This is a genomic window from Streptomyces mobaraensis, assembly GCF_020099395.1.
Taxonomy (GTDB): Bacteria; Actinomycetota; Actinomycetes; order Streptomycetales; family Streptomycetaceae; genus Streptomyces.
Map to the genome: position 1 here is coordinate 1,817,314 of NZ_CP083590.1, position 12,435 is coordinate 1,829,748.

Annotated in this window: 10 protein-coding genes; 5 read left to right on the plus strand and 5 right to left on the minus strand. The window is 71.4% G+C overall.

Translation table 11 applies throughout. The features are described 5' to 3' along the window. Positions 1-24 precede the first annotated feature (24 nt). From K7I03_RS07540 to K7I03_RS07550, 3 genes are all read right to left on the minus strand, one after another. Complete coding sequence (locus K7I03_RS07540; protein ID WP_185943259.1) at positions 25-438, minus strand: cell division protein SepF; 414 nt, start codon at positions 436-438, stop codon at positions 25-27. Between the two features lie 149 nt (positions 439-587). Beyond that, positions 588-899, minus strand: a complete 312-nt coding sequence (locus K7I03_RS07545; protein ID WP_185943260.1) for an AzlD domain-containing protein — start codon at positions 897-899, stop codon at positions 588-590. Next, on the minus strand, positions 896-1,669 hold the full coding sequence (locus K7I03_RS07550; protein ID WP_224346939.1) for an AzlC family ABC transporter permease: 774 nt from the start codon (positions 1,667-1,669) through the stop codon (positions 896-898). Before K7I03_RS07550 ends, K7I03_RS07545 begins: the two co-directional genes overlap by 4 nt. Positions 1,670-1,748: 79 nt before the next feature. On the opposite strand from K7I03_RS07550, the gene K7I03_RS07555 reads away from it, so the two are divergent. From K7I03_RS07555 to K7I03_RS07565, 3 genes are all read left to right on the plus strand, one after another. Then, a complete protein-coding gene (locus tag K7I03_RS07555) occupies positions 1,749-2,345 on the plus strand; it encodes a helix-turn-helix domain-containing protein (protein WP_224346940.1) in 597 nt (198 codons plus the stop codon). A gap of 70 nt (positions 2,346-2,415) precedes the next feature. Then, positions 2,416-2,766 (plus strand): hypothetical protein, encoded by a 351-nt coding sequence (locus K7I03_RS07560; RefSeq protein ID WP_224346941.1) that lies wholly within the window; start codon positions 2,416-2,418, stop codon positions 2,764-2,766. Positions 2,767-3,538: 772 nt separating this feature from the next. Next, positions 3,539-5,329, plus strand: coding sequence for a glycosyltransferase family 9 protein (locus K7I03_RS07565; protein WP_224346942.1), 1,791 nt, complete (start codon positions 3,539-3,541; stop codon positions 5,327-5,329). Positions 5,330-5,354: 25 nt separating this feature from the next. Here the strand turns inward: K7I03_RS07565 and K7I03_RS07570 are convergent, their stop codons facing one another. Next, positions 5,355-7,442 carry a tetratricopeptide repeat protein gene (locus tag K7I03_RS07570; protein ID WP_185943269.1) on the minus strand — a complete coding sequence of 696 codons (2,088 nt, stop codon included), beginning with the start codon at positions 7,440-7,442 and terminating at the stop codon, positions 5,355-5,357. 152 nt (positions 7,443-7,594) lie between these two features. Between K7I03_RS07570 and K7I03_RS07575 the strand changes: the two genes are divergently transcribed. Then, positions 7,595-8,032 carry a hypothetical protein gene (locus K7I03_RS07575; protein WP_185943270.1) on the plus strand — a complete coding sequence of 146 codons (438 nt, stop codon included), beginning with the start codon at positions 7,595-7,597 and terminating at the stop codon, positions 8,030-8,032. A gap of 141 nt (positions 8,033-8,173) precedes the next feature. Here the strand turns inward: K7I03_RS07575 and K7I03_RS07580 are convergent, their stop codons facing one another. Beyond that, positions 8,174-10,762, minus strand: coding sequence for a GmrSD restriction endonuclease domain-containing protein (locus K7I03_RS07580; RefSeq protein WP_185943271.1), 2,589 nt, complete (start codon positions 10,760-10,762; stop codon positions 8,174-8,176). Between the two features lie 344 nt (positions 10,763-11,106). On the opposite strand from K7I03_RS07580, the gene K7I03_RS07585 reads away from it, so the two are divergent. After that, on the plus strand, positions 11,107-12,423 hold the full coding sequence (locus tag K7I03_RS07585; RefSeq protein WP_224346943.1) for a helix-turn-helix domain-containing protein: 1,317 nt from the start codon (positions 11,107-11,109) through the stop codon (positions 12,421-12,423). Positions 12,424-12,435: the final 12 nt, after the last annotated feature.

Sequence of the window (12,435 nt, forward strand, 5' to 3'; positions counted from 1 at the left end):
GCCCGGACCGTATGGCCCGGTGGATCAGCCAAACCGTTTCAGCCTGTCGTTCTTCCTACGATCGGAGTACGCCGAGGCGACCTCCGTGCCTTCGGGCGCCAACAGGAAGACATTGGTGTCGACGCGGTGCATGCCGCTGCCGAGCCCGAACACGACGCCGCTGGAGAAGTCGAGGATGCGCTTGGCGACGTCGGTGTCCGCGCTGGTGAGGTCGAGGAGCACGGGTGTGCCGTTGATCAGGTGCTCCGCCACCTCGCGGGCGTCCGCGAAGATCTGCACCCGGAGGACCACGAGCCTCCGCTGGTTCGGTTCCGTCTCCGGCTCCTCCTCGGGGAGCGACCGGTGGTTGGACCAGGACGGCCAGGTGTGATGACCGCGCAAGGGCACGACCTCGGCCAGCCCCTCCCACTGCTCGTCGGTGGCCTCTGACCTGTTCACCGGATCACCCCTCCGGGGAACGCGCTGGTTATGTACATCCGGCGATTCTAGGGAAAAGGGCGCCTCCATTCGGCCCAATGACACGCGTGGCGCCGCACTGGGCGGCGCCGAGCTCCGTCCCGTGGGTCCCGGCGGACGTCCGACGCCCCTCAACTCACCCCCAGCAACCGGAGTGACGCGGTCGTGGCCGCTGCCGCCACCACGACGATCAGAAACGAGACCTTCCGGAGCGCCAGCACGGCGCCGACGAGGACACCGGCGGGGCGCGCCCAGCCCGCGAAGCCATGACCGGCCGTCAGCGCCGACACGGCCGCCATGGCGCAGAGCAGGACGGTCGCGGAGGCCGACAGCGCCACGCGGACGCGCCCGGACGGCTCGAAACGGTTGTGCAGGAGGGGGCCGCAGAGGCGGAGGAGGTAGGTGCCGAGGGCGAGGGCCAGGATGGTCCAGAGGGTTGTCATGGGAGGTCGCCTGCTGACGGGTCGGTGGATTTCCGGGCGTGCGGTGCCTGCGGGTCCCGTGGGGGTCGCTGGGACTGCGGGACAGCCTGTACGGGGGTCGCGCCCTGTACGAGCGTCGCGCTCCGGCCCGAGACCGGCACACCCCACAACGCCGCCGGCAGCCCAAGGAGGGCCAGCAGCACCGGCACCCCGTTCGGCAGGAAGGGCGCGGCGGCCAGCGCCACGACGACTCCCGCCGACGCGGCCCGCCGCGGACCGGTTTCCCGCAGCGCGGGAAGTACCAGGGCCAGCAGGACCATGGGTTCGGCGGCGTCGAGCCCCAGAGCGCGCGCGTCGCCCACCACCCGGCCGGCCAGGGCGCCGAGGAGGGTGCCCGCGTTCCAAGTGACGAACAGGACGCCGCCGCAGAGGAAGTAGGCCGCCCGGCGCCGTGCGGGGTCGCGCTCGGCGCGGGCGAACGCGACCGCCTGGTCGACCAGAAGGTGACTGCCGAGCAGGCGGGCCGGCCGGCGCAGCGCCAGGACGTCGGAGATAGTCAGGCCGTACACGAGCAGACGCGCGTTGAGCAGGAGTCCGGCGGCCACAGCGGCCACGGCCCCGCCGCCGCCCAGCACGATGTCGAGCGTGGCGAACTGCGCCCCGCCCGCGAACACCGTCAGGGACATGGCCAGCGGCACCCAGGCGGGCTGTCCGGCGGAGACGGCGATGGCGCCGAAGGAAGCACCGACCACGCCCATCGCCGCGCCCACCGCCCCTATGTTCCGCACCACGGAGCGATCGAGTGTTCTCCAAAACGAACGCATGGTCGATAGAATGAACGTCGCAGGAGTCGTTCGTCAAGGAGAACAAGTGGACCGCTATAGCGAACACGCCTCGGACGGCCGGCCGGGGCGGCCGACCCGCCCGCCGCTGGCCCGCATCGCCGCCTCGCTCCGGACGGAACGCGAGCACATCGGACTGTCGCTGTCGGAGCTGGCCAAGCGCGCCGGCATCGCCAAGTCCACGCTGTCCCAACTGGAGTCGGGCACGGGCAACCCGAGCGTGGAGACACTGTGGGCGCTCAGCGTGGCCCTGGACGTCCCGTTCAGCAGGCTCGTGGATCCGCCCCGGCCCCGGGTCACCGTGCTCCGCCTCGGCGAGGGCGCCGCCGTGCCGTCGGAGCACGCGGACTACACCGCGACCCTCCTCGCCTCCTGCCCGCCCCACGCCCGCCGCGACCTCTACGTGCTGCGGGTGGAACCGGGCGCCCCGAAGGCGTCGGATCCCCACTCCCCCGGGACGACGGAGCATGCCGTGATCGCGTCGGGGAGGGCGCTGATCGGCCTCAGCGACGAGCCGCTGGAGCTCGGACCCGGCGACTACATCAGCTACCCGGGCGACGTTCCGCACATCTGTCAGGCCCTGGAGGCCGGCACGACCATCGTCATGGTCATGGAGCACACCTGACGAGGCGAGGGGCACCTCTCACCCGATGGAGGGACTGCGCATAGAGTAGTTGAGCGATTACTATGCGTGCATGTCTCGATGGGGTCCCGCGCACACACGGCCTGTTCTGCAGGCCGTGACCGCCGCGCTGGTCTCCCTGCTGCTGGTGCTGTCCGGCGGCGATCCCGCTCTCGCGGTGGGCGATCGGGGGCGGGAAGAGCGTTCCGCCTCAACGGAGTTCAGCGCCTCCGACGACCGTACGGTGGACGCCGTCACCCCGGAGGACACGCAGGCCGGCGTGCAGCGCCGGCAGCGCACCGGGCGGGACGCCCTCGCCCCCCCATTCCGTCGTCGCCCCGGACCGTCCCGCCGTCCCGCTCGACCGCACGTCCTCTCTCCCGGCGCGACTCGCACGGAACGCCGTCCTGCGCTGCTGAGGTGACCCGCGCCGCCCCGCCGTGCGGCGGCGCCGTCGCGTCCCTCGACCACCGGCAAGAGAGCAAGAGAGCAGAGACGTCATGCCGCTCGACCCCGCGCGGGCCGTGAGCGCTTATTTGCGCGCCCAGGCGTACCGCGATCAGTTCCGTCCACTTTTCGTCGACTCCCCTTCCCCGTCCGACAGTTCTGGAGACGGGGGGCGGGCTGGGGATGCCCGTTCCGCTTCCCGCGCCGACGTGGGCGCGGGCGCGACCGCGACCGCGACCGCGCGTAGCGAATCCAGCTCCCCGCGTCCGCCCCGCGATCCGTTCACCGCTGAGCCCGCTACGGAAGCACGGTTCCCCGACGCTGAACCGTCCCTCGTATCACCCCTCGGACCACCCCTCTCCCTCACCGTGCCGGAGCCAGGGCGGCCGCCGGGCCGCGCCGCCCGGCCGTTCACTCGCCTCCTGCCGTTCCTGCGCCGACTCCGCGGCGCCTCCCCAGCCCCTGCCACCACGTCAGGCTCACCACCTTGCGGGCCACCCCGGCGGGAGCCATCGCGTTACGCGAGGTAGCGAGACAAGAGAACCGTTTCCGCACCACCGGGCGGTCGGCTGATCTTCCAACGGCCGACATCCGAGGGCTCCCCGTGCGTGGCGGCCGACACCTCCCGCACGGGGAGTCCAGGGGCCCCATCCGCCCGCCAGTACGATCGCAGGCATGCACACCAGACCGCTCACAAGCCCTTTGACATCGATATGGGTGATTTGTTCCTTCCCGGAGCACCCAGTACGATGACAAGCTTTGGCAGCGGGCAGCGGGCAGCGGGCAGCGGGCAGCGGGCAGCGGGCAGCGGGCAGCGGGCAGCGGGCAGCGGGCAGCGGGCAGCGGGCAGCGGGCAGCGGGCAGCGGGCAGCGGGCAGCGGGGGCCGGAGGCGTGTGTGCTGTTCGCCGTCCGGTCGGCCGGCGCCCTGCACCGGCTCCTTGACGTCATCCCGGTCTTCGACGGCGATGAACGCGTCGTCAGCCGCTTCACACTCGTCCCCGGTTCGGACTTCGACGTGGACGCCCTCGCCGCCCTGGACCGCTCCGGCGCCCGGTTCGTCACCTGGGACGACGCCCGCTCCAGCGCCCACGACCTGGTCCTGACCGCGAGCCCCAAAGGCGCGATCCGCGTCCTCTCAGGGCCGCACGTGCTGCTGCCGCACGGCGCCGGCTTCAACAAGGCGCTGCCCGACGAGGGTTCGCCGCGCCTGCCGTCCGGCCTCGACCCCCACTACCTGCTCGTCGACGGCAGGCCCTGGGCCGCCCTCCACGCGCTCGCGCACGGCGACCAGCTCGACCGCCTCGCCGAGCACTGCCCGCCGGCCGCCGCACGGGCCACGGTCGTGGGCGACCCGACGCTCGACCGCCTCCTCGCCTCGCTCCCCCACCGAGACGACTACCGCGCCGCCCTGGGCACCGGGGAGCGCCGCCTCGTCGTCCTCACCTCCACCTGGGGCCGCGAGTCGCTGCTGGAGCGGCGGCCGGAGCTGCCCGCCGCGCTCGCGCGCGCCCTCCCCCACGACGCGTACCAGCTCGCGCTCGTCCTGCACCCCAACGAGCACAGCCGACTCGGTTCGTACGACCTCACCCGGCACCTGGCGCCCGCCCTGCGCGCGGGCACGGTCCTGGCCGGGCCGCACGAGGAGTGGGCCGCCCTGCTGATCGCCTGCGACGCCGTGGTCACCGACCACGGCTCCACGGCGCTCTACGCCGCCGCCCTCGGCCGGCCCGTCATCGGCGCCTACGACGGCGGGCACGAGCTCATACCGGGCACCCCGATGGCCGCGCTGCTCGAACGGGCACCCCGGCTGACGGACCCGGCCGGCCTGGAGGCGGCGCTGCGGGAGGCATCGGCGCAGGAGGTCCGCAAGTGCGCCGACGCCGCGTTCGACCTGCCGGGCGAGTCGCTCCCGCGGCTCCGCGACGCGCTGTACCGGCTGCTGGACCTCCGGCCACGGCCGGTACCGGTACGGCCGCGCCCCCTGCCGGCCCCGAGGAGGCCGGCGGCGCCGAACGGCCCGGCGGCCTACGCGGTACGGACCCGGGTGACCGGCCGCCGGGTCGCCGTCGAACGCTTCCCCGCCGACACCCCTCTCCCGATTCACTACTTGGCCGTCGAGTCCCCGCACGCCGGGCCGCGCGAGACGCAGAGCGCGGCGGTGCTGTGGCGCCGCTCCCGGCCCGCCGCCGGAACCCCGCACTCGAGTACGTGGACGGCGGGCGGCTGGACGGCCCGGATGCTGGACGACTTGCCGTATTGCGGCACCGCGGCCGCGATCCTCACACCGGAACGGTGCCTGCTGCGGCACCGCACGGCGGGAACGTTCCGCGTCCACGTCGAGCCGCACCGGGCCGACGGGCGCGTCATGCGCGCGGATCCGGCGGCGGTGGTCTCGGCTGTCCACGCGTGGTTGGCCAGCCGGCCGGAGCCCGCAGCTCCGGATCCCGTCCCGGTCACGCTGGTGTGCGACGTCGGCACGTTCTCCGTCCGCGCCGTCGTGACGCGGGCCGACGACTCCGACCGCGACCACGAGCTCTGACCCGAACCGAAGGCTCCGATCTCGCCTACGAACTCGGCACCCCACCACAGCGTTCGGCCAGCAGACGCGCCGCCGCCCGGTGCTCTTCCGCCTCCTCCGTCTCCCCCACCTCGTCGGCGAGCCGGGCGAGTTCCTCCAGGACCCGCGCCTCGTCGCTGGTCGAACCGCGCCGCCGGGCACTGTCCAGAGCGGCCCGGACCAGCGCGACCGCCTCCGCCGGCCGCCCGGCGCGGCGCAGCGCGCGCCCGAGCGCGAAGCCGGTACGCGCGGTCATACGCTCCCTGCCCAGCTCCCGTGCCATGCGGTGCGCGTCCGTGAGCAGGTCGACCGCCCGCTCGTGCTCGCCCATGTCGATGGCGGCGCCCCCGAGCAGGTACGTCTGGAGCATGACGCCGTAGGCGTTCCCGATGGCCGCGTGTTCCCGGCGGGCGCTCTCGAAGTCGGCGACGGCGGACGCCCAGTCGCCCTGGACAGACGCCAGCTTGCCGCGGAACTCCACGACGGACGCCTTGAGCTTCCGTTCGTCGGCCGAGTCACCGAGGGCACCGGCGGCGCTCACCGCGTGCCGCAGCTGCTCGGCCGCCTCCTCGTACCGCCCCTGCTCCCACAGGGGCCGGGCCAACTGGCAGCGCATGCGGATCGCCGCCGGCAGGCGTTCGAGGCGCTGCGCGGCGGCCAGTCCCCTGCCGAAGGCGTCGGTGACGTCCGCGTAGTGCGGATGGTCGAGGAAGTGGGTCCACAGCGGTTCGCACAGCGCCCACGCGTCCTCGTCGAGCCCGCTCTCGTAGGCGACCCTGACGCAGCCGTACAGGGCGAGCCGATGGGACTCCATCCACCGCAGCGCCGCCGCCTTCCCGGCGAACTCGACGTCGGGGACGCCGGGGAGGGCGTCGCCGGCCTCGGCGAACGTCATCCTCGGACCCGCCGCCAGGCCATCCGCGAGGATCGCCTGACGCCGGTACCAGCGGACGAGCCGTTCGCGGCCCTGCTGCCGACTGCCTCCGGCGGGGTCCTCCTCGCGGGACCGGCGTTCGGCGTGTTCACGCACCAGGTCGTGGATGCCGGGCCCTTCGGGCCGGCTCTCCAGAAGGCCCGCATCCTCCAGTTCCTCCAGGGCGTCCTCGGCCGCCTTCCGGCCGCCGCCCAGCAGGGCGGTGGCGGCCGGAACCGTCAGGACCGGAGCGGGGAACTCCGGCAGCAGCCGGTACAACCGCGCCGCCTCCGCACCCAGCCCCTCGTACGCCGCGTCCCAAATCGCCTCCACCATCGGGACGCCCTTCTCGTGCAACTCCGCCGAGAGCTCCGCGACCAGCCGGGACAGGCTACGCCGCCGGTGTCTGCGAACCCACCGGCCGGCCACGTGCAGCGCCACCGGCAGCCCGCCGCACCCGCGCGCCAGCTCGACGGCGGCGTCCGGTTCCTCCGTCAGCCGTGCGTCGTCGACGATGTGCCGCAGCAGCCGCACCGCGTCTTCGACAGCCAATGGACTCATCGGCACCTCCAGCGTGGCCACACCCTCCAAGTCGTGCAGCCGTTCCTGACTTGTCACGATCACCAGGCCGGCGTCCGAGGACGGAAGCAGCGGCATGACCTCGTTGCGGAACCGCGCGTTGTCCACCACCACGAGGAGACGCCTATCCTGCGTCAGCGACCAGTACTGCTTCTTACGCCCATAGGACGGCCGATTCAGCCACTCGGCGGCGACCCCGAGCCCGGACAGCAGTTCACCCAGGGCGTCCGCGTCCTCGACCACCCCGTCCCGGCGCAGGTCGTCCAGGTCGACATACAGCACGCCGTCCGGAAACCGGTCGCTGATCCGCCGGGCGACATGGAACCCCAGCGCCGTCTTGCCCACTCCACCGATTCCGGTCAGTGTGACGACCAGCGGGCCGCCCCCAGCACCCGAACGCCCGTCCAGGACCCGCAGGATGCTCTCCTGCTCGTCCCGCCGATCCTCGAAGTGCGCGATCGCGGGCGGCAACTGCCGGGGAACCGATGGCAAGGGCGGTGGGGCAGCGTGAACATGCTGATGCACCTCACCGATATCGCGGGCCTGAACGACCGCGTCCATCCGTGCCTGCCCGTCCACGCTGTTGTACGTATCGTCGGCCACGCGCAAACTCTACGAGCAGCCAACGGATCTGACGGTGCAACGGCACCAGCACGCCCGAATTCCCCCCATCCCCCCTCCGATCCCCCCTGCCGATGCGCCGCCGATCGCCCCAGAATATGCGTCCCTTCACAGCCGACCCGGGGAGCGCGGCCATGGATCCGATCACCGCGAGCGCGCTCGCGGCCCTCGCGGGAGGTGCGGGCGGGGAAGCCGGCCGTCAGGTGTCGCAGAGCCTGGCCTCCCTGGTGCGCCGTCCGTTCCGCCGCGGCGACGACGACCCCCAGGAGCCGGGCACCACCCTGCGGGTAAGCACGGCCGAACCCGAACTCACCGCTCTCCAGCACTCCCCCGCCGACCCGGCCCGCGCCCAGGCCCTGGTCACGGCCCTGGGCGTCCGAGCCGCCCTGGACGCCCAGTTCCGCAGCGAACTCGACGAGTGGTGGCAGCGCGCCCAGCCCGTCGTCACCGGCGGCGGCAACGTGTACAACAACATCAACAACAGCAGCACGTTCCACGCTCCGGTCGTGCAAGGGCGGGACTCGTCCGGAATCACCTTCACGACGCCCGTATGGCCGGCCGGCGGCCAGTAGCCGACGGCCGACGCACAGATGGGCGGGCCAGGCGGCCCGACATCCCACCCCCATCCGACCGGCCGTCGGGCGGATCCTGGGGTGGGCACGCGGCACGAGTGGGTCGATGCCGATGGAATCTCAACCGTGTGAAGCAGCGCGTCACGCGACCTCTCTGGCATCCCAGCGGTCTCGGAACCACTCCAGCGTCTCGCAGAGCAGGTCGCGGTTCCGGTCGCTCTCAAGCAGAGAGAGCCGGAAGCTGGGACGCAGTTCCAGCTTGCCCTCGGAAATGGCGACGCCCTCCAGCCGGTTCAGGCGCTCGAGCAGTTCCGAACGCAGGGAACGGTCGGTGAAAGGCTCCCGGTGCGCTAGGTGCTGGAACACGACCTCCACCACGCCGCCGCGTCCGCCGCCCGGATACAAGGTGAACGGCCAGATTCCCCGGCCTGGCCCGCCGGCCTCGCCGAGCATGAGGAAAGCGCTGGTCGTGACCGCGCCCGCGCCGTGGCCGATCCAGCCACCCAGCTTTTCCCACCGGGTGAACACATCACGCACGGCATCAACGGTCTCCGGCGAGTCGTCGGCCGCCAGCTGACGGAAGAACCTCACGGCGCGCGTCTCCTCGCCTCGCGGGTCGAGACCGCCCTGCGCCGTCTCGCCCGTCGCTCCAGGCTCGCCCTCGTCATCGGTGTCGACGAGGAGCAAGGCCAGTTCGTCGCTGGTGAGGCGCTGGGCCGGATCGGCCGCTCCAGACGCGGTGAAGAGGATGCCGTCGGCGCTCAGCCGGGCGCGGACGTCACCGCCGTCCCGGCCGGTCCACCGGAATCCTTCGGCGATCTTGCCGTCCGCGTTGAGCACGCGGTACGCGTTGACGATCCCCTCCGACTTGGCAAGATGGCTGCCCACGGCTTGGGCACCGGATCCGAGGAACGCCGCGAGGTCCCCGTAGGTCGTCCACGTGCCACGTGGAAGCGCGGAGAGCACCTGGTACGCGAGGTGCCAGTCACGGCTGCGTTCGGCCCGTCCCACGCCTCGCAGCGGTGCGGGCCACAGCCGGATCGCGCGGTCGGCGAGCTCGTCGGCTCGGGCGAGGATCTCCCGGACGCCCCAGCGCTCCGTGGCGGCGATGCTCCTGTTCATCTCCAAGTGACTGCCTTGAAGCAGCCCCTGCTTGCGTTCGAACGGGTGATTCGACAGCTCCGAGTTGACACCCGTCAGTGTCAGATTGCCGAGAGTGTGCTGCAACCGTGCATGAAGCTCTTCCGGGCTTTCCCCGTCGATCGCGTCATCGCGCAGTATCCGCATCCATTCCTCGCCAGGTGACTGCGGCATGACGTGTTCGACGGTCAGCTGCGCCGAACCGAAATCCACCGGCTCCGGATGCTCGTAGCTCTCCTCCAGCCTCTGGAGGACCAGTCTGCGCTGGTTCGACCGCCCATACTGGTAGAACGGCGCGGTTCGCATCCTTTCACGCAGCTCTTCGTCGTCGGGCCAGGAACGGTTCTCCGCGGAGAGGAGCTGATGCAAGCCGTCGGCCACCGGAATGCCGTGCGGAAGTTGGGCGGGTACGGACTGGAACACCCTGTTCAGGTTGTTCGTCGGCACCCGGCAGATCATCCGGCGCACCAGGAAACTCTCGATGTACGACATGGCCCGGGCCGTTTCCCGGTCGTCCAGCTCGCCTCGTTCCCGCCGATCCAGCAGCAGCATCAGCGCCGGATAGGTCACGACGGCCTGCCAGTCCCGCAGTCGGCTCAAGTGGCCGCGCACCAGAGCCGACACCTCTTCCTCGGGATGGATCACCTTACGGAAATGGGCACTGCGTCGGTGCAATTCCTTGATATACGCTTCGACCTCCTCCTCCGTCCGCCCTCCGTTCGCGCTTTCACGCTCGAAATACTGTTGCTGCGCGGCGTAGAGGTCCTGACGCCGGACACGATCGTCTCCGGCGAGCACCAGTTGCAGCCACATGAGCTGTTCCAGCTCGTCGTTCCGCAGGCTGGCCTGCAGCGGAAGCCAATGGCTCTCGTAGACGTGCTCTCCGCGAGTGGGCAGGCGCATGAACAGGTAGTTACGCAGGAGGTCCGCCTGGCTGAGCTTCTGTCCGGTGTTGTTGAGCGACTCGAAAATACGGTGGACGTTGTCTCCGCGCTCGGCGGTCACCGACACCAGCGTGAGCCGGGACGTGATCGCCTGCTCGATACGGGAGACGCTCTTCGGGCCGGCCGGACCGTCCGCTTCGGCCAGTTTGCGACGGAAGAACCCGTAAGCGGCGCCGACTCTTTCCCCTGAGGCCCCTTCCGGAAGGGCAGTGCGGATATGCGCGGCATACTGAGGCCGGTCCGCCTGGGTGGGTAGCAGGCGGAAGTAATCGTCCCCCGCCTTACGCTTATTGATGAGGTATTCCTCATCGATTCTCTCGGCCTCGTCCGGCTGCGCCTGGGCCATGTGGTCACGGATCGCCGCCAGCGCGAGGGACAGAGTGGTCAACCGCTGCTGGCCATCGACCACGAGCCAACGGGGGAACGTCGCTTCGTTCTGCGGCGACGGGGCGAGTACGACCGAACCGAGAAAATGCGTGCTTGCCGTCGCGCCCGACTCAAGCAGCTCCGCCTGTTCCAGGATGTCGCTCCACAGCTGCGCCAACTGTTTTTCCGACCAGGAGTACGTACGCTGGTACAGAGGGATCTGGAACTGTTGAGCCCGCCCCTGCACCAGGTCGGCGAACAGTGTTTCCTTGGCCTGCATCTCGGGGCGTCCCGTCCTTGGTCGTAGCGTCGCCCTCTCGGGGCCCGTCCGGAACGACGATACGACCCGCCACTGACAGCGTCCCCCAGTAAGCGGGCGCTTAGACTCCGGACCGCGCAACTCCGGGCGAAACGACCGGCTATGACTCCTACGCCTTCCCCGACCGGTTACGTCCCCTCCACTGCCGAAGCAGCCCGTACGGCTTCCAGCCCCCGCGAATGCCGGCCCCGCCCGCAGAGAAGGAAACGGGAAACAGCATCGATCGCCTTGTTCCGCCCGGCCGGGTTGCCGCAGTCTTTCGTGCGGCGCCACCTCGGCCGGGCGGATGGGCCGGGGAGGGTTTCGTGTCACAAGCGTCCGCCGGGTTCGGCGAGGAGCTGAGGAAGCGACGTCTGGAGGCCAGGCTGAGCCTCACGGCCTTGTCCGGCGTCGTGCATTACAGCAAAGCGCAGTTGAGCAAAGTCGAGCGAGGTATCAAGGCGCCCAGCCGCGACCTCGTCCGGCTGTGTGACGCCGCCCTCGGTGCCGACGGGGCGTTGATCGCCCTGACCACCCGGGACACCACCGACACATCTACCGCACCGGCACCGGCACCGGCACAGGCACAGGCACCGGGCCTGGCCGACGAGGAGGAATGGATCATGCGGTTGTCACCTGACGGCCCGAACCGCTTCCATCCGCTGGGCCGGCGCGAAGTGATGGGCGCCGGTGTCTCGTCGCTGATGACCTGGCGGTCGAACGGAGCGGGCCCGGCCTCCCCGGCCTCGGGTGCGGGCATGCTGGAGGCGTCCCGCTCGCTGTTCACCCACTACCGGAGGCTCGGGCAGACCGTGGAGCCCGGCCTGCTCCTGCCCGTGCTGATCGCCCAGACGCATACGCTGCGGGAGTTGTCCGCTCAAAGCGACGCCGGCACCCGGCGCCGATTACTGGCACTCGGCTCCCGATACGCCGAGTACGTCGGCTGGCTGGTCCAGGAAACCGGGGACGAACGTGCGGCCCTGTGGTGGACACAGCGCGCGGTCGAACTGGCGGCGGCGGGCGGTGACCGGGCGCTGGCCGGCTACGCGCTGGTCCGCAGAGCCTTGATCACGTTGTACCGGGACGACGCCGAGCAGACGGTCGCCCTGGCCGGCCGCGCCCAGAGCGGCACGCTGCCCCCGCGGATCCGCGGGCTCGCCGCGCAACGCGAGGCGCAGGGTCACGCGCTCGCGGGTGATCTCACCGCCTGCCTGCGGGCCTTGGAACGCGCTCGTACGCTCCTCGACCGCCGGGACGACGATTCCGACGGGCCGGTGATCGGCTCCATGCACCTTCCCGACCCGGTCGGCATGGTCACCGGCTGGTGCCTGGTCGATCTCGGCCGGCCGCGGGAGGCCGCCGAGGAACTCGACCGGCAGCTCGCCCTCGTCGGCCAGGACGCGGTGCGCACGCGGGTGCGGTACGGCGTGCGCCGGGCGCTCGCCTACGCGTCGGCCGGCGAGATCGACCACGCGTGCGCGCTGACCGCACCGCTGCTCGACGGTGTCGCCGCGGTGCGCTCGTCGACCGTCACGACCGATCTGCGGCGGCTCGCCCGCGTCCTGGCCCGCCATGCGGATCACCCCGAGGTACGCCGACTGGCACCGCGGCTCGGCACGTTATCGCGCTCGTCCACTTCCTGAGGGAGGCCACCA

Bases quoted from the DNA above. Each gene is read 5' to 3' on its own strand.
- K7I03_RS07545 (WP_185943260.1), bottom strand. From the start codon at position 899: ATGACAACCCTCTGGACCATCCTGGCCCTCGCCCTCGGCACCTACCTC.
- K7I03_RS07560 (WP_224346941.1), top strand. From the start codon at position 2,416: ATGTCTCGATGGGGTCCCGCGCACACACGGCCTGTTCTGCAGGCCGTG.
- K7I03_RS07565 (WP_224346942.1), top strand. From the start codon at position 3,539: ATGACAAGCTTTGGCAGCGGGCAGCGGGCAGCGGGCAGCGGGCAGCGG.
- K7I03_RS07575 (WP_185943270.1), top strand. From the start codon at position 7,595: ATGGATCCGATCACCGCGAGCGCGCTCGCGGCCCTCGCGGGAGGTGCG.
- K7I03_RS07580 (WP_185943271.1), bottom strand. From the start codon at position 10,762: ATGCAGGCCAAGGAAACACTGTTCGCCGACCTGGTGCAGGGGCGGGCT.